The 18,086-nt window shown below is 68.7% G+C and carries 26 protein-coding genes and 2 pseudogenes; 19 read left to right on the top strand and 9 right to left on the bottom strand.

The window, feature by feature from the left end; all coding sequences use genetic code 11:
- The first annotated feature begins 179 nt into the window (after positions 1 to 179).
- Both G7085_RS15420 and G7085_RS15415 read left to right on the top strand, forming a co-directional pair.
- Entirely contained in the window at positions 180 to 773 is a 594-nt protein-coding gene (locus G7085_RS15420) for an ATP-dependent DNA ligase (protein ID WP_197511650.1), read from the top strand.
- On the top strand, positions 761 to 1,147 hold the full coding sequence (locus G7085_RS15415) for an ATP dependent DNA ligase (RefSeq protein ID WP_197511649.1): 387 nt from the start codon (positions 761 to 763) through the stop codon (positions 1,145 to 1,147). The genes G7085_RS15420 and G7085_RS15415 overlap by 13 nt, the downstream gene beginning before the upstream one ends.
- 56 nt (positions 1,148 to 1,203) lie before the next feature.
- Here the strand turns inward: G7085_RS15415 and G7085_RS15410 are convergent, their stop codons facing one another.
- Positions 1,204 to 1,701, bottom strand: a complete 498-nt coding sequence (locus G7085_RS15410; RefSeq protein WP_197511648.1) for a hypothetical protein — start codon at positions 1,699 to 1,701, stop codon at positions 1,204 to 1,206.
- A 72-nt stretch (positions 1,702 to 1,773) separates the two neighbouring features.
- On the bottom strand, positions 1,774 to 1,908 hold the full coding sequence (locus G7085_RS30740) for a hypothetical protein (protein WP_269451886.1): 135 nt from the start codon (positions 1,906 to 1,908) through the stop codon (positions 1,774 to 1,776).
- On the opposite strand from G7085_RS30740, the gene G7085_RS15405 reads away from it, so the two are divergent.
- Both G7085_RS15405 and G7085_RS15400 read left to right on the top strand, forming a co-directional pair.
- Positions 1,898 to 2,374, top strand: a complete 477-nt coding sequence (locus G7085_RS15405; protein WP_197511647.1) for a hypothetical protein — start codon at positions 1,898 to 1,900, stop codon at positions 2,372 to 2,374. The genes G7085_RS30740 and G7085_RS15405 overlap by 11 nt on opposite strands.
- A complete protein-coding gene (locus G7085_RS15400; protein WP_197511646.1) occupies positions 2,371 to 3,063 on the top strand; it encodes a hypothetical protein in 693 nt (230 codons plus the stop codon). The genes G7085_RS15405 and G7085_RS15400 overlap by 4 nt, the downstream gene beginning before the upstream one ends.
- On the opposite strand, the gene G7085_RS15395 is transcribed toward G7085_RS15400, so the two are convergent.
- Positions 3,017 to 3,277 (bottom strand): hypothetical protein, encoded by a 261-nt coding sequence (locus tag G7085_RS15395; protein WP_197511645.1) that lies wholly within the window; start codon positions 3,275 to 3,277, stop codon positions 3,017 to 3,019. The two genes, G7085_RS15400 and G7085_RS15395, sit on opposite strands and share 47 nt — an antisense overlap.
- A gap of 357 nt (positions 3,278 to 3,634) precedes the next feature.
- Between G7085_RS15395 and G7085_RS26765 the strand changes: the two genes are divergently transcribed.
- The 7 genes and pseudogenes from G7085_RS26765 (at position 3,635) to ppk2 (ending at position 9,998) form a co-directional block, all read left to right on the top strand.
- Positions 3,635 to 4,816 (top strand): TetR family transcriptional regulator, encoded by a 1,182-nt coding sequence (locus tag G7085_RS26765; protein ID WP_331715715.1) that lies wholly within the window; start codon positions 3,635 to 3,637, stop codon positions 4,814 to 4,816.
- 273 nt (positions 4,817 to 5,089) lie between these two features.
- A pseudogene (locus tag G7085_RS35195) lies at positions 5,090 to 5,667 on the top strand (methionine ABC transporter ATP-binding protein); the annotation flags it as partial.
- 48 nt (positions 5,668 to 5,715) lie between these two features.
- Positions 5,716 to 6,126, top strand: a complete 411-nt coding sequence (locus tag G7085_RS35190; RefSeq protein WP_408647216.1) for an NIL domain-containing protein — start codon at positions 5,716 to 5,718, stop codon at positions 6,124 to 6,126.
- A 45-nt stretch (positions 6,127 to 6,171) separates the two neighbouring features.
- Positions 6,172 to 6,804 (top strand): methionine ABC transporter permease, encoded by a 633-nt coding sequence (locus tag G7085_RS15380; protein WP_197511644.1) that lies wholly within the window; start codon positions 6,172 to 6,174, stop codon positions 6,802 to 6,804.
- Between the two features lie 267 nt (positions 6,805 to 7,071).
- On the top strand, positions 7,072 to 7,740 hold the full coding sequence (locus G7085_RS15375; RefSeq protein WP_331715714.1) for a MetQ/NlpA family ABC transporter substrate-binding protein: 669 nt from the start codon (positions 7,072 to 7,074) through the stop codon (positions 7,738 to 7,740).
- A gap of 212 nt (positions 7,741 to 7,952) precedes the next feature.
- Positions 7,953 to 9,011, top strand: coding sequence for a polysaccharide deacetylase family protein (locus G7085_RS15370; RefSeq protein WP_197511643.1), 1,059 nt, complete (start codon positions 7,953 to 7,955; stop codon positions 9,009 to 9,011).
- A gap of 82 nt (positions 9,012 to 9,093) precedes the next feature.
- Positions 9,094 to 9,998, top strand: a pseudogene (ppk2, locus tag G7085_RS15365) (polyphosphate kinase 2).
- A gap of 11 nt (positions 9,999 to 10,009) precedes the next feature.
- On the opposite strand, the gene G7085_RS15360 reads toward ppk2, so the two are convergent.
- The 5 genes from G7085_RS15360 to G7085_RS15340 all read right to left on the bottom strand — a co-directional run bounded on the left by G7085_RS15360 (position 10,010) and on the right by G7085_RS15340 (position 12,081).
- Positions 10,010 to 10,180: a hypothetical protein gene (locus G7085_RS15360; protein WP_197511642.1), complete on the bottom strand. Its 171-nt coding sequence runs from the start codon at positions 10,178 to 10,180 to the stop codon at positions 10,010 to 10,012.
- A 213-nt stretch (positions 10,181 to 10,393) separates the two neighbouring features.
- Positions 10,394 to 10,789, bottom strand: a complete 396-nt coding sequence (locus G7085_RS15355) for a class I SAM-dependent methyltransferase (protein WP_197511641.1) — start codon at positions 10,787 to 10,789, stop codon at positions 10,394 to 10,396.
- Between the two features lie 233 nt (positions 10,790 to 11,022).
- Positions 11,023 to 11,373, bottom strand: a complete 351-nt coding sequence (locus tag G7085_RS15350) for an HNH endonuclease (protein WP_197511640.1) — start codon at positions 11,371 to 11,373, stop codon at positions 11,023 to 11,025.
- A gap of 9 nt (positions 11,374 to 11,382) precedes the next feature.
- On the bottom strand, positions 11,383 to 11,553 hold the full coding sequence (locus tag G7085_RS15345) for a hypothetical protein (RefSeq protein WP_197511639.1): 171 nt from the start codon (positions 11,551 to 11,553) through the stop codon (positions 11,383 to 11,385).
- Positions 11,554 to 11,814: 261 nt separating this feature from the next.
- The gene (locus G7085_RS15340) at positions 11,815 to 12,081 is read right to left on the bottom strand and encodes a hypothetical protein (protein WP_197511638.1); all 267 of its coding nucleotides are present in this window, start codon (positions 12,079 to 12,081) and stop codon (positions 11,815 to 11,817) included.
- Between the two features lie 626 nt (positions 12,082 to 12,707).
- On the opposite strand from G7085_RS15340, the gene G7085_RS30735 reads away from it, so the two are divergent.
- A complete protein-coding gene (locus G7085_RS30735) occupies positions 12,708 to 13,124 on the top strand; it encodes an undecaprenyl phosphate translocase family protein (RefSeq protein WP_269451885.1) in 417 nt (138 codons plus the stop codon).
- Positions 13,121 to 13,669 (top strand): undecaprenyl phosphate translocase family protein, encoded by a 549-nt coding sequence (locus G7085_RS30730; RefSeq protein WP_331715713.1) that lies wholly within the window; start codon positions 13,121 to 13,123, stop codon positions 13,667 to 13,669. Before G7085_RS30735 ends, G7085_RS30730 begins: the two co-directional genes overlap by 4 nt.
- A 9-nt stretch (positions 13,670 to 13,678) precedes the next feature.
- Here G7085_RS30730 and G7085_RS15330 read toward each other — a convergent pair whose 3' ends face one another.
- Positions 13,679 to 13,936: a hypothetical protein gene (locus G7085_RS15330; RefSeq protein ID WP_197511637.1), complete on the bottom strand. Its 258-nt coding sequence runs from the start codon at positions 13,934 to 13,936 to the stop codon at positions 13,679 to 13,681.
- Positions 13,937 to 14,118: 182 nt separating this feature from the next.
- Between G7085_RS15330 and G7085_RS30725 the strand changes: the two genes are divergently transcribed.
- From G7085_RS30725 to G7085_RS15310, 6 genes are all read left to right on the top strand, one after another.
- Positions 14,119 to 14,241, top strand: coding sequence for a hypothetical protein (locus G7085_RS30725; protein WP_269451884.1), 123 nt, complete (start codon positions 14,119 to 14,121; stop codon positions 14,239 to 14,241).
- A 26-nt stretch (positions 14,242 to 14,267) separates the two neighbouring features.
- On the top strand, positions 14,268 to 14,609 hold the full coding sequence (locus tag G7085_RS15325) for a hypothetical protein (protein ID WP_231979580.1): 342 nt from the start codon (positions 14,268 to 14,270) through the stop codon (positions 14,607 to 14,609).
- Between the two features lie 297 nt (positions 14,610 to 14,906).
- Positions 14,907 to 15,173: a hypothetical protein gene (locus G7085_RS32885; protein ID WP_331715712.1), complete on the top strand. Its 267-nt coding sequence runs from the start codon at positions 14,907 to 14,909 to the stop codon at positions 15,171 to 15,173.
- Positions 15,086 to 16,267, top strand: coding sequence for an ABC transporter substrate-binding protein (locus G7085_RS15320; RefSeq protein ID WP_331715711.1), 1,182 nt, complete (start codon positions 15,086 to 15,088; stop codon positions 16,265 to 16,267). The genes G7085_RS32885 and G7085_RS15320 overlap by 88 nt, the downstream gene beginning before the upstream one ends.
- A gap of 100 nt (positions 16,268 to 16,367) precedes the next feature.
- On the top strand, positions 16,368 to 17,204 hold the full coding sequence (locus G7085_RS15315; protein ID WP_197511635.1) for a carbohydrate ABC transporter permease: 837 nt from the start codon (positions 16,368 to 16,370) through the stop codon (positions 17,202 to 17,204).
- Position 17,205: 1 nt separating this feature from the next.
- Positions 17,206 to 18,039 carry a carbohydrate ABC transporter permease gene (locus G7085_RS15310; RefSeq protein WP_197511634.1) on the top strand — a complete coding sequence of 278 codons (834 nt, stop codon included), beginning with the start codon at positions 17,206 to 17,208 and terminating at the stop codon, positions 18,037 to 18,039.
- Positions 18,040 to 18,086: the final 47 nt, after the last annotated feature.

Here is an 18,086-nt window from a genome sequence, read left to right as displayed (position 1 = left end):
CTTAGGGAAGCTGCTTAACTATTTTTCGAGAGTAGGCGGTGCCGGGTTCAACGTCAACGGTTTCGCGCCGGATTGCCGCCAACGTCGATCACATGCGCCTGAGCCACGTGGCCTGACACCGGCGTGCGGGACGGGTCCCGAAGGTTGGGCGACCGTGCACAATGTGATGCATGCGACCGATGCTCGCCACACCCACCCGACCCCGGGCGTTCCCCGGCCGGGTCGGATGGCTCCACGAAATCAAGTGGGACGGGGTGCGCGCGCTGGCAGAGACCGCCGACGGTGCCCTGCGCCTCTTCAACCGCAGCGGTGGCGACATCTCCGCCGCCTATCCCGATATCGTCGCGGGAGCCACCGGCCTGCCCGACGGGCTGCTGCTCGACGGCGAGATCATCGCCATCGACCCCGCCCTCGGCGTCCCGACGCTGCAGGCCATCGCGCCGCGGATCCACGTCCGCGACCCGGAGCGCGCCTCGCGGCTCTCCACGGAGCGCCCCGCCACCTTCATGGCGTTCGATGTGCTGCGCTTCGACGGCCGGGACATCGCCCGGCAACCGCTGGAGGCGCGTCGCCATGTCCTCGAGCAGCTCGACCTGCCGCGGCGCTCCTGGCAGGTGTCCGAGACCTACGACGACGCGGAGACGATCTCCCGCATCGCCCACGAGAGCGGCCTCGAGGGCGTGATGAGCAAACGGCTCGGCTCACCCTATGAGCCGGGGCCCGCAGCCTCGACTGGATCAAGACCCCGCACCGCACCGAGATGGTCGCGGTGATCGGTGGCTGGGTGCCCGAATCCGGGAACGACCGGCACCTCGGGTCCGTATGGGTGGGTCACGCCACGGACGAGACGACGTTCGACACCGCTCCGGTGCTGTACCCGCTCGGCCGCGTGGGCTCGGGCCTCAGCCACCGGGAGCGCGACATGCTGCTCACTGTGCTGCGCGGCATCGAACAGGACGAGCCACCGTTCGAGCCGCTGCCTGAGCAGGGCCCCGAACTGCGCCGCACCCGCTGGGTGGAGCCGATCATCTGCGTGCAGGTGCGCTACCTGACGGTCTCGCCCAATGGGCTGATGAGACAACCGGTGCTGCGGGCGCTCCGCCCCGACGTGCGCCCGGTCGACGCCGCCACGGCCGACCTGCGGTAGCCGGCGCACCCCGTCCGCGCCCCGCCGCGTTAGGCTCGCCGCATGACCGAGACGGCTCACGGGGCAGCGACCCGGACGACAAGGACTGGACCTGGACCATGCGGACAGCGTGCGCCGAGTGCGGCTTCGATCCCGACTCCTACCCCAGCGCGGGGTTCCCCGGGCCATCGCGTCTCTTGCGGCCGACACGGCCACGACGCTCGCCCGGCCCGGGCCGACCGCCGTCCCGCCCCGTCAACCTGGTCGCCCGTCGAGTACGGGCAGCACCTGGCCGACGTGTGCGGGGTGATGACGCTGCGGCTCGAGGCCATCCTCGAGGCGGGAGGGCTGGCCGAGTTCGACTCCTGGGACGGCGAGGCGGCCGCGGTCGAGAAGCGGTACCGGGAGGCGTCGGCCACGGACACGTCCGCCCTCCTGCTGCGGCGCGCCGCGTTGGCCGCCGCAGCGTTCGGCCGGCCGGAGGGCGGGAGTGGGAACTCCGCGGCAGGCGCGGCGACGGCGTCGAGTTCACCGCCCGCACCCTTGGCCTCTACCTCCTCCACGAACTGGCCCACCACGCCCACGACGCGGCGGCCGGCCTCGCCAGGGCCGGAGCCTGACCCTCGCCCACGCCATCCGCGGGTGGGTCAGCGGGGTTCGTCGGCGACCTGGAAGTCGAAGTCGAACGAGCCGTCCTCAGCGAGCGCGGTGAAGGTGACGGTCACGTCGTACCTGGCGTCGTCCCCCTCGGCCATCAGCGTGCAGAGGTGGGTGCCGTTCACCTCCACCACGACCGGGTCGCTCCCACAGTCGACGAAGGGTCGACTCCCGACCATCTCCTCGAGCCTGTCCTCAGTCGCCTCGGCGATCGACTCCGGGGTGGCCTCCGCCGTGGCACCGGGGGCGCTCGTTTCCGGGCTGGGTGCGCTCGCCTCCGGGCTGGGTGCGCTCGCCTCCGGGCTGGGTGCGCTCGCCTCCGGGCTGGGTGCGCTCGCCTCCGGGCTGGGTGCGGGGTGTCAACGGTCACCGGGGTGGGCGAGGCGGATTCCCCGCCCCGACCGAGAAGCTGAAAGAGCAACCGGTGAGCAGCAGGGCGGGAAGGACGACCAGTGGGGCCAGACGGGAACGCAGCACGGGGATTCCTCAGGTAGCTGTGGGGGCCACAGATCCTACGGCACGTGGAGGTCGGCCCGGGCGGCGAAGGAAGCCGGCCCCCGATTGACGCCGTGTCGTAGGCTTGCCGGGTGACCGACCCGAAGCAGATCGAGACTCTGCCGCCGTTGGGCGAGCTGGTGAAGGGAACCACGCTCAGCCCCCGCACCGGTGAGCCGCCGCGGCCCGTGGCGGCATGGATCTCGGCGGCGGCGTCCTACCTCGCGGTCGCGGTCGTCATCGCCGTCTACGCCCTCCACTGGTGGCTGGCCGCCCACCCGGGGACGTACCCGACATCTGCGCGGCTGATCGCCTGGGTCGCTCCCGATCCGGGTAAGTGGCTGTCGCTGACGCTCGAGGGGGTGCTGGCCGCCGCCTCGGTGCTGGCCGCCGGCGCCGTCGGCGTCGCGGGGTTCCAGGCTTGGAACGGATGGCGATGGTCCCGCTGGGCCGGTCTCGTGGGCCTGCTCCTGATGGGTGGGTTCGCGGCCGTCACCTCCGACTGGGCGTTCATCGGGGTCGGCCTCGCCCTCGTGACGGCGGTACTGGCCTTCCTGCCGCCGATGTCCAGGTACTTCGCCGCATGGGCGGAGGTGCGCTCCCCAGGGACGACGCCTACCGCAGGCCGTCGCGCATCTTCTACGGGCGCCTCCCCGCTTCCAGTGAACGGCCCGGCTCACACGCCGCGCGACTCCATCGGCTCGCTGCGCGCGCGCCAGTCGGCGAAGAACCAGGCCATCAGGGCGACCGGCGCCATCCAGAAGACGAAGTACCAGGTGCCGTAGGAGACGCCGCCCCGAACGCCGACCAGGTCGTCGAATCGGGAGCGACCCCGTCGGCCGCCGCCACCACCGGGGTGAGTCCCACCCAGACCGATGCCAACTGCACGGCCGCCGTGCGCCACGTGATCGGCCGGACGGCGTAGTAGACGGCCCAGCACGCCACGACGAGCGCGACCGCCCAGGTACCCGGTCCGTACCAGGTGACCGGGTAGGCCATCAACAGCCCCAGAGGGCTGTCGCGGCGCCGCGCGCCGGGCGCTTCAGCATGGTCACATACTAGTGTCCCGTGTCAGATATTCGCTGCGCTATGCGGCCCTCCGCTGGCGCCTCGCGGCGTTCTCCTCTCTCGACGAACGGCAAGGTGCGACTTCGATCGTCGGCCTTGCGATGCATCCAGCGGCGCGCCACCTATCATCAACGAACCTCTGACACGAAACACTAGCCGCGCGGGATCGGGCACGTACGGTTTACGGCCAGGTTGCTCGTCCGCTCGACAGGGCGTGGGGCTGGCTAGACTCGCGACCATGGCCGCACGCAACCCTTCCTCGACGGCGCCCTCCGGGTCCTCCGCCAGGTGGCGACCCGCGCGCTGGAGCGCTCGACGCGCACCGCGCCACGGAAGGCGAGGCCCTCCGGCGGGCCGAAAGCGAGGCCGGGCGCCACCTTCACCGAACAGCCCGCCGGCCCGAACCCGGCGCGGTCCCCGACGGCTACCCGGCGACTTCCGCGGCCGCCCCGAGATCGTCTACCAGCCCCACAACGACCGCCGGGCGGACCCGGAGAGGTCGTCTGGACCTGGGTGCCCTTCGAGGAGGACCACTCAAAGGGGAAGGACCGCCCAGTGCTGCTGATCGGCCGCGACGGGCCGTGGCTGCTCGGCCTGCAGGTGACGTCGCAGGACCACGACCGGGACGCCGAACAGGAGGCCCGGGCCGGGCGTTTCTGGATCGACATCGGCGTCGGCGGCTGGGACTCCCAGCGGCGCCCCAGCGAGGCGCGCGTCAACCGGATCATCCGGATCGACCCGGATCGGGTGCGTCGCATCGGGGCCGTCCTCGCCGAGGGATCTTCCGCGAGGTGGCCGACGAGGTGCTGCGGTTCTCAAAAGGCTGACCGCGACGACAAGGCCGGCCGCGGATCGCTTCCTGTGACTCTTGCTCCATCGCCCATTCCGCGGCGCGGGTCCCGCTACTGTGTGCCCATGCATTCGGCTTCGTCGACCCGACACGCTCCGCCACCGTCCGGTTCGCGGACGCGCGCGGCCCTCATCGCGTCGGCACGCAGACTGTTCATGCGGGACGGTTACCGGGTCTCCCTCACCGCCATCGCGCACGACGCCGGGGTCGGCCAGGGTGCCCTCTACCGGCACTTCTCGACGCGGCTCGACCTCGCGCTGGCGGTGTTCGCCGAGAACCTCGCCGAGATCGAGGAGATCGCCGCGAACGTCCGCCGCCCGGAGGGCTTTCCGAAGCTGTGGCGGCGCCTGATCAGTTCGGTGGTCGAGACGACAGCGCTGGTGGAGATGGTCTTCGACGAGGACGACCTTCCCCGACGCATCTCCGGCGGCCGCCTGCAACGGCTCCTCGCCGAGCCCCTCGCCCTCGCCCAGGGCGCCGGGCTCGCCGATCCGCGCTGGACGCCTGACGACCTCGTGACGATCATCCACATGGTCTACGGGGTGGTCACCGCGCGACCGGAGGATCCGCACGCCGCGGCCCGCAGGGCCCTCGAACTCATCGACCCGCGACTCGTCTGAGCGACCCCCACGTCGCGCACCCCTCCATCGCGGAGGTGCGGACCTCAGGAGCATCGGGTCGCCCGTGCGCGAAGGGGAGGAAGCGCCACCGGGCGCCCTCACCCCTCCGCGGGCCATCGCCGGCCGCCCCGCCCCTGTACCTGCCGACGGCGCCGCCCGGGTCGGGCGGGGCACAGCCGGGCCCGAGGCACGGATATTCCCCGTTTCGCGGGTGGTGAACGAAGGATGGACAGGCAAGGTCGGAGTTCGTGGTAGGGGCCACCGCCTGATTGAATGCTCTCCGAGAGGACAGGAGTGGTCATGATCACGGTCACCGACCTCACGAAGGTCTACACACAGGGGACACGCACGGTGCGCGCGCTCGACGGTGTGTCGCTGAGCGTCCCGGCCGGCTCCATCCACGGCATCATCGGGCATTCCGGGGCGGGCAAGTCGACCCTGGTGCGCTGCCTCACGATGCTCGACCGCCCACGTCGGGAACCGTCGAGATCAACGGGGTCGACCTCACCGCCGCCCGCTCAGATGCGCTCCGAACGGCACGGCGCCGGATCGGGCTCGTGTTCCAGCAGGCCAACCTCTTCGACTCGCGCACCATCGCCCAGAACGTCGGCTACCCACTCGAGATCGTCAAGGCAGCCGCGACGCACCGCAACGCGAAGGTCGCCGAACTGCTCGGGCTCGTCGGGCTGACCGACGCCGCCAACGCCTACCCCGCACAGCTCTCCGGAGGCATGCGCCAGCGCGTGGGCATCGCCCGCGCGCTCGCCACCGACCCGGACGTACTCCTGTTCGATGAGCCCACCTCGGCCCTCGACCCCCGCACCACCGACGAGATCCTCGACCTCATCGTGTCGCTGCGCGGCCGCTCCGAGCTCGCGGTGCTCGTCATCACGCACGAGATGCACGTCGTGAAGCGAATCTGCGACTCGGTCTCGCTCCTCGAGGGCGGCCGGATCGTCGAGTCGGGCGCGCTCACCGACGTCGTCAACCGCCTCGACGGACGCCTGAGCCAGGCGCTCCTCGGCATCCCGCCGCACGCCGACCTGCACGGCGTCGGCACCCTCGTCGACGTGCTGTCGTCAGGCCCGCGGACCCTGCAGCCCGTGGTGGCGCACGTCTCCAACCGGGTGGGCGCCGAAATCGCGATCCTCGCGGGAAGCGTAGAACACCTCGCGGGCACCACCTTCTCCCACCTGCGGCTGGCGGTTCCGGAGGGGACCGATCCACAGCGGGTCATCGACGAACTGCGCGCGCTCGGGGCCGATGCCCAGCTCACCTCCGACCTCGGCTACGGGGGTGACGCCGCGTGATCCCCTCGAAGGCACCTGGTTCGCCAACCCGCCATCCAGAAGGCGATGCTCCCGGCTCTGGTGGAAACCCTCCAGATGGTCGGCCTCTCCTCGCTCGCCACCCTCATCCTCGGGCTCCCTCTCGGCGTGCTGCTCTACATCACCAGACCGGGCGGCATGAGCGAGAACCGACCCCTGAGCATCGTGTTGTCGACCGTCATCGTCAACATCACCAGGTCGTTCCCGTACGCGATCCTGATGATCGCCCTGATGCCGTTCACCGCCTTCCTCGTCGGTACCAAGATCGGCCCGATCGCCGCCTCCGTGTCGCTGGCCATCGCGGCCATCCCGTTCTTCGCACGGCTGGTGGAGACGTCCCTGCGCGAGGTGCACTCCGGCAAGCTCGACGCCGCCCACGCGATGGGGTCGACGAAGCTGCAGACGGTGGTCAAGGTGCTGCTTCCCGAGTCGCTGCCCTCGCTCGTCGCGTCGTTGACCACCACCGTTGTGACCATCGTCGGATACTCGGCCATGGCAGGCCTGATCGGCGGAGGTGGCCTCGGCCGGCTGGCCTACAACTACGGCTTCCAGCGCTACCAGATCGATGTCATGGTGATGACCGTCGTGCTGCTCGTGGTGCTGGTGCAGCTCATCCAGTGGGTGGGCGACCGCGTCTCGAAGGCAGTCGACCACCGCTGATCCCACAGATTTCCCGCCCGGCGGGACGGCCATCAAGGCCACAAAGGCGGCCAACTTGTTGTTGGCCCAGAGCAAGGGAGGAACCCTCATGCGAAAGATCCTGACCGCAGTCGCTGCCTCGTTGGCAGCCGCCATGTCCCTGACCGCCTGCGGCGGCGAAGCGACACCCGGCAGCACCACCAGCCCCACCGGCTCGGAGTCCGCGGCCGCCGTGACGACCCTCAAGGTCGGCGCCAGCCCGCTCCCCACGCCAAGATCCTCGAGTTCGTGCGCGACAACCTCGCCGCGGACGCGGGACTGGACATCCAGATCACCGAGTTCGACGACTACGTGCTCCCCAACGAGGCGCTGGCCTCGGGTGACCTCGACGCGAACTACTTCCAGCACCTGCCGTACCTGGAGAACCAGATCGCGGAGAAGGGCTTCGAGTTCTCGCACGGCGAGGGCATCCACATTGAGCCCTTCGCCCTGTTCTCGGACCAGTTCGACTCGGCCGACCAGATCCCGGACGGCGGCCAGATCGCCATCACCAACGACCCGTCCAACCAGTACCGCGGGCTGAAGCTCCTCGAGGAGAACGGCCTGCTGGCCGACGTCACCGAGGACACCACCGTCCTGACGCTGACCGACGCGCAGAACCCGAAGGGCCTCACCTTCGAGGAGACGCAGCCCGAGGTCGTTGTCCAGCTGCTCGACGACCCCAAGGTCGCCGGCGCGCTGATCAACGGCAACTTCATCCTCACCGCGGGTCTGAAGGCCGAGGACGCCATCGCGATCGAGGCAGTGGAGGGCAACCCCTACGCCAACGTGCTGGTGTGGCGCACCGAGGACGACGGTAGCACCGCGATCCAGAAGCTCGACGAGCTGCTGCACTCGCAGGACGTCAAGGACTTCATCAAGTCTGAGTGGCCCTCGGGTGACGTGATTCCCGGCTGATACAGCCATGGTGGAGAGGGCCGACGCGCTGCCGCGCGTCGGCCCTCTCCTTTTGCCGTGCGGCCCGCGCCCGTGTGGCACGGAGGAACCGCACAGTGATTCCGGCGCGCCCCGCCCAGGCGGGGCGCACATGGCTACAGTCGGTTGGAGAAGCTCTGTTTGAGCAGGGGGAAGAGGAGTTCGACATGCGACCACAACGCATCATCGGGGCCGTGTTCGCGGCGCTGGCCATGGTTGTCACCATGGGTATCACCGCTCCACAGGCCCGGGCCGACTTCGACGTCTACACAACGCCGGGCGAGCACACCGTCAACGGGCGCCAGTGGCGCACCTGGTGCGAGCCGTACTCGCAGACGGCGCGCTGCCGCACGGAGATCAGGTCGGGCGGGGTCTGGGTGTTCAACAACCTGACGTACCTGCCGGCCCCCGCAGCCTGTGGGTCGGGAACCCGCTGGCCACGCCCGGGCACCACACGGTCAACGGCCGGAAGTGGTACACCGAGTGCGAGACACCCGCACGGGACGCAACGGCTGCCGCTCCTACATCGACTCGACCGGCCGCGGCAACTACGTCTTCAACAACATCGTGCACTTCGGGCAGATCCGCACCGACCTCGAGTCGCTCTACACGTACCGGCCGCCGAAGGATCCGGTTCCCACCCTCCGCCGTCGGGCACCTACTCGGTTACCCACGGCCCCAACACGTCGAACCGGGTCATCCTCACCTTCGATGACTGCCCGAAGTCGCTGAGCGCCTTCAAGACGACCGTGAAGGCCGCCACCGACATGGGCGTGCGTCTCGCGCTGTTCCCCACCGGCGACTGCCTCTCCGCGGGCCGCTTCGACGCCGCGTACGCCCGTTCGCTCGGGCACTACGTGTTCAACCACTCCATCAGCCACCCCGACCTGACCACGCTCAGTTACTCCTCGGTGGTGCGCCAGCTCGGGTCGCCCGGCGTTGTGACAACCTACGGGCGCCCGCCCTACGGCGCGTACAACTCCACCGTCCGCCGCGCCTACGATGCCGTCGGGATGCGGATCTGGACCTGGACCGTCGACACGAACGACTGGCGCGGCAAGTCCACCTCGCAGCTGATCTCGTATGTCGTGGGCAACGCCAAGGGTGGCGACACGGTCCTGATGCACATGCAGTGGAACGGGTTCAACGAGTCCGCGATCCGCGCGATGAAGTCAGGCCTCACCGAGAAGGGGATCGGGCTCTGCCGCAACACCGGTGAGGTGGCCGCGAAGCCGGCGGGCATCAGCTGCTGAGGGCGGGCACCAGGGTGGTGGGCGGACACTCACAAACGTCCGCATGAGCGCGTCGTTGCCTCACCGGCATCCGTGAGGCGCTATGCATGGAGCCATGACCCAGAACATGCCGCTGCGCGAGTACATCGACCTGCTGAAGCGCCAGGGCTACCGCGTCGAGGGCGCCGAGGGGTGGACCCCGAGCTGATCGCCCCGACGGCTCCGCCATCGAGACGTGGCAGGACGGTTACCCGTACGGTGCGCTGCTGGACCGCGCCATCTACGAGCGGGAGAAGTACCTCCTGCAGGTGGAGTTGCTGAAATTCCAGTACTGGTCGCAGGACACCGGCGCCAAGCACGTCATCGTGTTCGAGGGCAGGGACGCGGCGGGTAAGGGCAGCACCATCAAGCGCTTCACCGAGCACCTGAACCCCGCGCCGCAAGGGTGGTTGCGCTCGCCGCACCGAACACGCGCGAACGGGGACAGTGGTACTTCCAGCGCTACGTGCAGCACCTCCCACCTCGGGCGAGATGGTGCTGTTCGACCGCTCCTGGTACAACCGGGCCGGGGTGGAGAAGGTGATGGGTTTCTGCACGGACGACGAGTACGAGACGTTCATGACGCAGGCTCCGCAGTTCGAACGGATGCTTGTCGAGTCGGGCATCAGCCTCACCAAGATCTGGTTCTCGGTCACCCAGGACGAGCAGCGCACCCGGTTCGCGTTGCGGCAGCTCGACCCGGTGCGGCAGTGGAAGCTCTCCCCCATGGATCTGGAGAGCCTCGACCGGTGGGAGGCGTACACCCACGCCAAGGAGCAGATGCTGGTGCGCACCGACAAGAACTTCGCGCCGTGGACGACCGTGAAGTCGAACGACAAGAAGCGTGCCCGGATCAACGCGATGCGCGCGTTCCTGCACCAGTTCGACTACGAGGGCAAGGATGCGTCGGTGGTGTTCGCGCCCGACCCGCTGGTGGTGCGCCGCGGCAAGCACGCCGAGGGCGACTGACGCTCCGGCCTTCAGGGGCGCGTCGCGACCAGAGTGAAGGAGGCGGGGAGCCGTTCCGGCCGCGACCGCAGCCGGTACTCGCCGAGCCCGTCGGGCTCCATCAGCCCGGGAAGCGCGTCCCAGGGCACGCTGTCGTGCTCGACCAGCAGCTCCAGCCGCAGCCCCGCGTCGAGGACCGCCATCACGATCTCAGACAGCGAGTGGTTCCATTCGATCGATTCCGGGGACGCCACTGTGCCTCGCCCGCGTAGCTCACCTCGTCGCGCCACACGAGCGGCTCGGGGCGCTCCCAGTACGGCAGCTCGAGCGCAGGGGTGAGCTCCCCGGGCCCGTCAACCATGGCTGCTGATCCGCGTCGGGCTGCGCCTCACCCACCGTCACGGGCAGCAGCGAGTTCAGCACCGGGTGCCCGTCCCGCACGAACAGCCGGCCTCCCGGCCGCAGCAGCCCGGAGACGGTGGCGGCCCACCGCCGGATGTCGGGCAGCCAGCACAGCGCCCCGATCCCGGTGTAGACGAGGTCGAAGCGGCCAGCCCCAGGGCGCCGACGGCGCCGTAGACATCCGAGACGACGTAGTCGATCCCGACGCCGGCGCGATCGGCGATCTCCCTGGCCCATGCGATCGACCTGGGCGACAGGTCCAGCCCCGTCATCGTGGCACCCAGCCGCGCGAGGCTGATCGTGTCGGTGCCCAGGTGGCACTGCAGGTGCACGGCGTCCAGGCCCGTCAGGTCGCCGAGTCGGGGCCGGTCGAACGCCACGACGCCGGAGATCCACGACGGGTCGGCCACCGCCCCGACGTCGTAGCCGCCGGGCCGACGTGCACGTCGGCCCGTGCATCCCAGTTGGCCCGGTTCACGTCGAGGTAGTCGTCCATGGGATGAGCCTATTGGGAGTGGCTGTGACGCTGCCGTTGGCCGCGGCCCAGGCGCCGATGTCGTCACGCCGGATCGGGGCCGCCATCAGGCGGCCACATGACAGGCCGGGCGCTCCGTCGCCAGCACGTGCTCCCCGCGCCACCGGCTCACCGGAGAGGACCGTCCGCGCGGAGGTTGGGCAGCGTCGCGACCCAACGCTCAAGGAAGCGCGCCTCGTCCAGCCGGTGGCGGCGCATCCACGACGTCACCTCCGTGTTGCACTTGCTCGCGTTGCACGAGCGGCAGGCGGGCACCACGTTGTCGATGGTGTAGCGGCCGCCGCGGGAGATGGGAAGCACGCAGTCCTTCTGGAGGGCGACGCCGTCGGCCCCGCAGTAGGCGCACTCCCGCCACGCGTCGAGGATCCGTTCCCACTCGGCGACGGTCAGGTCGCTCCCCGACGCGGCGACCCGCCGCGCGCGGCGCCGCGACGCCCTCGCCCTCCGGATTCCCACCATGGCGTCAGGCTACTGGCCGCCACCGACCTTCCGCTGGAACGCGGCCTCGACCAGCACAGGGCGGAACCCGAGGGCCTCGTTGACGCTCAGCATGTGGCGGTTCTCCTCCGCGTTCCACGTCAGCAGCGCGGTCGCGTCCGGTGCCGCCTCCCGCACCTGGATGAGGTTGGCGGCCTTCACCAGCATGCCGAGCCGGTGCCCCGGTGCTCGGGACCACCAGTGTGTCCCACTGCTCCAGGAACGCATCCGGGTTGCTCCTGACGCGGGCCATCTCGCTGAGCGCGACGAACCTGCCACTGGGGATGTGCCTGACGACGGCCCGCCAGAACCGTTTCGTCACGAGCAACCGCTCATCGCGGTCGCGCAACCGGGTCGCGTCCCAGTGCTGCTCCCGCACCTCGATCCCGCCGTTGGGCGGATCGGTCGACATCCGGGCCCGCATCAGGGCGAGGTCGGCGAGCGCGTCCTCGGCTGCCGCCCCTCGAAGAGCAGCACCTCATAGTCGTCGCCTGCGGCCTCGGCCGCCTCCGCGAGCGCGTCGCGCGGATCGATCGGCGGGGCAGCGAAATCGTACCGGCTGACCCGCTCGACCTGCCCCAGCCCGAACCCGTGGCGCAGGGCGAACCGGATGCCGGGGTCGTCGGCCGGGACCGATCCGACCCCGGACGTCGGCGCGAGCCTGGCGTCGCCGTCCGGGTGGACCATCACCCATGCCTCGACCCGCGTCAACCCCAGCGCACGGACGAGGTCGGCGACCGCGCCGGCGAGCGCCGTACCGACGCCCGCCCGCGGCGTTCCGGGAGAACGTAGACGAACACCTCCCCGGACTCGGGTCGTCGATCAGGTTGACGGTGAGGCGCGCATACCCGATCGCCTCGCCGTCCAGCTGCGCAAGGAGCCGCTCAGTGCGGTACTCCGCCTCCGCGTTGACGGCGTCGAGCCAGGCGGCCTCGGGCTGGTGTCGAACCCGGGACCGTCGACGAGGGCGTGGTCGAGTCGGCGGCGGAGTTCCTGGTAGCGCAGCCAGGCGGGATCGTCCGGGCGGGCGGAAAGGGTGAAGGGGTGATGGCGAGCACAGCGGATTCCTCGGGATCGGGTGGATGGTTGACGGCGCGGCCGAGGGTGGCGGCGCGCGCACCGGGGTCAGGAATGCATGCTCATGGTGCAAACCCTTGCACGTCCCCGCGCCGCGACAACCCCTGGAGACCGACACCACGGCGGGTCCTCACGACCCCGGCATCAGACCGTGGTCCATGGCCCGGCCACCGGCTTGGAGTCGGGCGGGCGGGCTGCGTAGTGTTGACTCGGTTTTCCCACGATGAGAAGCAGGCACCATGACTGAGCCGACCGCTCCCCAAACCGACATCCAGACCGAGGTCCACGACGAGGTGACAGCGCCCGACTCGGTCGGACGCTGGTTCGGACGACTCCTGAAGGGCTTCGCCGTGGGTGTCGGCGCCATCCTGCCGGGGCTGTCGGGCGGTGTGCTCGCCGTGATCTTCAACATCTACAGCCAGATGATCCGCTTCCTGGCCGACATCCGTAAGGACTTCGTCAAGAATGTCTTGTACTTCATCCCGGTCGGCATCGGCGGCCTGCTCGGCGTCGTCGTCTTCGCGAAGGCGGTCGAGACGGCGTTCGAGACCTACGCCGCGCAGTTCATCGTGTTGTTCGTCGGTTTCGTGATCGGCACGTTCCCTCCCTCTTCCGGCAGGCGGGCAGGCGCGGCCGGAGCACTCTCGACTGGGTGATCCTGGTCGGCTCCGCGGTGGGGATCTTCGTCCTGATGCTCATCGCCGGGAATGCCAGCCTGACGGTGGCACCGAGCATCCCGGTGTGGCTCGGTTCCGGTGCCCTGATCGGCCTCGGCCTCATCGTGCCCGGCCTCAGCCCATCGAACTTCCTCATCTTCTTCGACCTGTATGACAAGATGTCGGCCGACATCGCCGCGCTGCAACTCGCCACGATCATCCCCATCGCCATCGGCGGCATCGCCTGCGTGCTGCTCGCCTCCAAGGTGGTGGCCTGGATGTTCGACACCCACTACTCGCGGATGTACCACCTGATCCTCGGCTTGGTCGTCGGCTCCTCCGTGGCGCTGTTCCCCACCAAGGTGCTGCCTGCCTACACGACCCAGGGGCTGGCCGACAGCGGGCTCTCGCTGGGCGTCGCGCTCGCCTTCGCGGCAGCGATGCTCGTGGTGGGCACGGTCGCCTCCTACCTCTTCAGCAAGGTCGAGGACCGGGTCGCCAGCAGGCGTGAGGCGATCGAGAAGGCGGCCGGCGCCGCCGAGTGAGGCACTGCCTCAGCTGAAGTTTGCCGCGGCCAGGTCGAACCAGGGCAGCAGCCCGAAGAGCGTGAGGGCGAGGCCACCGGCCGCCATCACGGCCCGCACGGCCCACGCATAGGACTCCTGCACGTAGGAACCGAGCACGAGGGTGACGCCGGTGGCCGCGAGCGTGATCCACCCGAGATCCGAGCCGAGCCCGAGCAGCACTACGGTGATGCACGCGAGGAACAGGCACAGGGCTGAGCCCACGCGCCGCAGGGAAATTGCGTTCACTCGACCTCCAACGAACCGTCGACGGCGACGGATCCAACCGACTGTAACGTACCGGCCGTACCGCGAACGGGCGGGTCGGTCGGCCCCACCCAAGACCCTGACCCGTGCGACCGGAAACGTATCCGGTCGGCACCGACCGAGAGGCTCCGCATAAGCTTGGGTGGGAACGAGAGGGGTTCACCGTGAGGTTCTTCCAGCACGACGCGCCCGCCTGGCGAGCCGCCAGCGCGCTGGGCGACCTGATCCTGCTCAACATCCTCACCGTCGTCTGCTGCCTCCCGTCGTCACCGCGGGAGCCAGCCTGACCGCCCTCGCCGACACCTGCCGGCGCATGTCCGCCGGCGACGAGTCACCTGTGTGGCGGCTGTTCGGCACCTCGCTACGCGCCAACTTCGCGGCGTCGACGGCCGCGTGGGCCGTCGTCGGCCCGGTCGGGGCCCTGCTCACGGCCAGCTGGATCTTCCTCCGCACACCGGACCTCCTGGTGCTCAAGGTCCTTCTCACGCTGTGCTTCCTGCTCGGCTTCCCGTTCCTGTTCTCACTCCTTGCCCGGTTCGAGAACCGGTGGCACCGCCACCTGGTCAACGCGTGGCTGATCGCGGTGGGCAACCTCCCATCGCCCTCGGCGTGCTGGTCATCCACGCCGGGTTCATCGCGTTGCTCGTCGCGGTGACCGTCTACGCCCCCAGGGCCTCGCGCTCCTCCTCCTGATCGGGGTGTCGCTGCCGTGGATGGCCGCCACGCCGCTGATCGAGCGGGCCTTCCGCCCCTGCTGGATCCGGCATCGGCCGACGGCTCAGGAACCCCGTCCCACCCGTAACGTTTCCGGAACCGACCACCCCGCCTTGCGAGGCACGTTGACGGCGTGTAACCTTCCAGGCACGGAACCGTTTCCGGGATTCCAATGAAGTGCCGGAGACGACGTGGCGACACAAGTGAGTGTCCTCAAACCAAGGAAGGCACAAGGACGATGGCAACACGCAAGACGAAGATGGTGACGGCGGGCCTGATGGCTTCGGCGCTGCTGGTCGGGATGACCGCCTGCGGCACCGACGGCGACAACGGTGGCGACAACGGTGGCGAGAGCCCGCGGGTGACGCGGGCAGGGTCTACTACCTCAACTTCAAGCCGGAGCAGGCCGAGGACTGGGTGGCCCTCGCGGCCAAGTACACCGAGGAGACCGGCACCAAGGTCGACGTGCAGACCGCTGCCTCCGGCACCTACGAGACGACCCTGAAGTCGGAGATGGCCAAGTCCGAGGCCCCGACGCTGTTCCAGGTCAACGGCCCCGTCGGCCTGAACACCTGGATGGAGTTCACCACCGACCTGAGCGACACCGACGTCTACGGACAGCTCAACGACCAGTCGATCGCCCTGCAGAACGAGGACGGCAAGCCCGTCGCCGTCCCGTACGTCATGGAGACCTACGGCATCATCTACAACAAGGCGATCCTGGCCAAGTACTTCGCGCTTCCCGACGCCGCGGTGAAGTCGGCCGACGAGATCACGAGCTTCGACGCGCTCAAGGCCGTCGCCGAGGGCATCCAGGCCAACAAGGACGCCCTGGGCGTCGAGGGCGCGTTCACCTCCGCCGGGTTCGACTCCTCCTCCGACTGGCGCTTCAAGACCCACCTGGCCAACATCCCGCTGTACTACGAGTACAAGGCCGACGGCATCGTCGGCCAGCCCGAGACGATCAAGGGCTCCTACCTCGACGGCTACCAGAAGATCTTCGATCTCTACATCAACAACTCGACCACCGAGAAGACGCTCCTCTCCGGTAAGACGATCGAGGACGCCAACGCCGACTTCGCGCTCGGCAAGGCCGCCTTCTACCAGAACGGCACCTGGGCCTACAACGACATCAAGGGACAGAGCGTCGCTGACGAGGACCTGGGCATGCTCCCGATCTTCATCGGCGCCGAGAGCGAGGAGAACCAGGGCCTGACCACCGGCTCCGAGAACTACTGGGTCGTCAACAGCCAGGTCTCCGAGGCCGACCAGAAGGCGACCAAGGACTTCCTCGACTGGGTCATCACCTCCGAGACCGGCCGCACGACGCTGACCGACACCATGGGCTTCGTGACGCCGTTCAAGTCGTTCGCCGACAACAAGTCGACCAACCCGCTCGTCCTTGCCGACGCCGAGTACACGGCCGCAGGCAAGACCGCCGTCACCTGGAACTTCACCACCATGCCCTCCGAGGAGTGGAAGAACGGTGTCGGCCAGGCGCTGCTCGGCTACGCGCAGGGCACGGGCGACTGGGGCGCTGTCAAGACCGCATTCGTCGACGGCTGGGCCTCCGAGGTCGCGCTGACGAACCAGGGCTGATCCGACCGGTTCGTCGGAACCCCCGGCCAAGCCTGTCAGAATGCCTTGAGTGGGAGCGGGGTGCGTTGTGCGCCCCGCTCCCGCCGACTCGGGAGAAATCATGCACAGATCGTTGAAGCGTTGGTGGTGGCTCTTCACCGGCCCCACGCTCGCCGCTTTCCTCATCGGATTCGTCGCCCCGTTCGCGCTGGGCGTCTACCTTTCCTTCACGAAGTTCACCACCGTCACGCGCAGCACGTGGGTCGGCCTCGACAACTACAAGAGGCTGGCCGGCGACGAGGTGTTCCTCCATTCGCTCTGGTACACCACCGCGTTCGCCGTGGTGACGACCATCCTCATCAACGTGGTGGCGTTCGCCATCGCATACCTGCTCGTCAAGAAGTTCAAGGGCTCCAACCTGTACCGCTCGGTGTTCTTCATGCCGAACCTCATCGGCGGCATCGTGCTGGGCTACGTCTGGTTGCTGCTCCTCAACGGCATCCTCGCCAACTGGGCCAGGTCGATCACCTACTCGAGCACCTACGGCTTCTGGGGGCTGGTGGCGCTGGTGTGCTGGCAGCAGATCGGCTACATGATGGTGATCTACATCGCCGGGTTGCAGTCGATCCCCGGCGAGCTGCTCGAGTCGGCGGAGGTCGACGGCGCGACGCCGCGTCAGAGCCTGCGTCACGTGATCATCCCGCTGGTGATGCCCTCCATCACCGTGTGCACGTTCCTGACCATCACGAACGGCTTCAAGCTGTTCGACCAGAACCTTGCACTCACCAACGGCGCGCCGTCGCGCATGTCCGAGATGCTCGCGCTCAACATCTACAACACGTTCTACGGCAGGCCGGGCTTTGAGGGCGTCGGCCAGGCGAAGGCGGTCGTCTTCCTGCTCATCGTGGCCGCGATCTCGCTGCTGCAGAACAAGTTCGCCCGCTCGAAGGAGGCATGAGATGAGGGACCCGAAGCATCCCCGGATCTGGACCGTCGTCTTCGCCATCCTCTCGGTGGCCTACCTGTTCCCGATCGTCCTCGTGGTGATCAACTCCTTCAAGGGCAAGGTGTTCGTCTCGTCCGAGCCGTTCTCCCTGCCCAACCCGGAGACGTTCGTCGGCTGGGAGAACTACGCCCAGGGCATCGCAAAGACCGACTTCGTCTCGTCGTTCGGCTGGTCGCTGGTGATCACCATCGGCTCGGCGGCGCTGATCCTGCTGTGCACGTCGATGACGGCGTGGTGGATCGTGCGTGCCGACAACAGGTTCGCGAAGTCGATCTATCTCGTGTTCCTGTTCAACCTCGTCGTCCCCTTCCAGATGGTGATGTTCACCCTCTCCTGGCTGGTCGACTACCTCGGTCTCGGCAACCCGTTCGGCCTGTGGATCGTCTACCTCGGGTTCGGCGCGGGGCTGGCGGTGTTCATCTTCACCGGCTTCGTGAAGGGCATCCCGGTGGAGATCGAGGAGGCGGCGACGATCGACGGCTGCGGCCCGGTCCGCACGTTCTTCAACATCGTGCTGCCGATCATGAAGCCGGCCGTGGTGACGGTCGCGATCCTCGAGGTCATGTGGTTGTGGAACGACTACCTGCTCCCCTACCTGTCGCTCGACCTGAAGAAGTACAAGACTGTCCCCATCGCGGTCCAGTACCTGAAGGGCGGCTACGGCTCGGTGGACATGGGCGCCATGATGGGCGTCCTGGTGCTCGCGATGATCCCGGTGATCGTCTTCTACGCGTTCAGCCAGAAGCACATCATCAAGGGCGTCGTCGCAGGCGCCGTCAAGGGCTGATGGTCCGGTTCCCCGTGCCCGGTGCGGGCACGGGGACGCCAGGGAAG

The sequence above is a fragment of the Tessaracoccus coleopterorum genome, assembly GCF_011174705.1.
GTDB lineage: Bacteria > Actinomycetota > Actinomycetes > Propionibacteriales > Propionibacteriaceae > Arachnia > Arachnia coleopterorum.
The sequence above is the reverse complement of the archived record's forward strand: the minus strand, read 5'-3'. Positions and strand labels throughout refer to the sequence as shown.

Coding starts and splice junctions, on each gene's coding strand:
- G7085_RS15420 (WP_197511650.1), top strand. CDS start 180: ATGCTCGCCACACCCACCCGACCCCGGGCGTTCCCCGGCCGGGTCGGA.
- G7085_RS15415 (WP_197511649.1), top strand. CDS start 761: ATGGTCGCGGTGATCGGTGGCTGGGTGCCCGAATCCGGGAACGACCGG.
- G7085_RS15395 (WP_197511645.1), bottom strand. CDS start 3,277: ATGGCCTACCCGGTCACCTGGTACGGACCGGGTACCTGGGCGGTCGCG.
- G7085_RS35190 (WP_408647216.1), top strand. CDS start 5,716: ATGCACGTCGTGAAGCGAATCTGCGACTCGGTCTCGCTCCTCGAGGGC.
- G7085_RS15380 (WP_197511644.1), top strand. CDS start 6,172: ATGCTCCCGGCTCTGGTGGAAACCCTCCAGATGGTCGGCCTCTCCTCG.
- G7085_RS15360 (WP_197511642.1), bottom strand. CDS start 10,180: ATGGCGGTCCTCGACGCGGGGCTGCGGCTGGAGCTGCTGGTCGAGCAC.
- G7085_RS15350 (WP_197511640.1), bottom strand. CDS start 11,373: ATGGTGGGAATCCGGAGGGCGAGGGCGTCGCGGCGCCGCGCGCGGCGG.
- G7085_RS30735 (WP_269451885.1), top strand. CDS start 12,708: ATGACTGAGCCGACCGCTCCCCAAACCGACATCCAGACCGAGGTCCAC.
- G7085_RS15325 (WP_231979580.1), top strand. CDS start 14,268: ATGTCCGCCGGCGACGAGTCACCTGTGTGGCGGCTGTTCGGCACCTCG.
- G7085_RS32885 (WP_331715712.1), top strand. CDS start 14,907: ATGGCAACACGCAAGACGAAGATGGTGACGGCGGGCCTGATGGCTTCG.
- G7085_RS15315 (WP_197511635.1), top strand. CDS start 16,368: ATGCACAGATCGTTGAAGCGTTGGTGGTGGCTCTTCACCGGCCCCACG.
- G7085_RS15310 (WP_197511634.1), top strand. CDS start 17,206: ATGAGGGACCCGAAGCATCCCCGGATCTGGACCGTCGTCTTCGCCATC.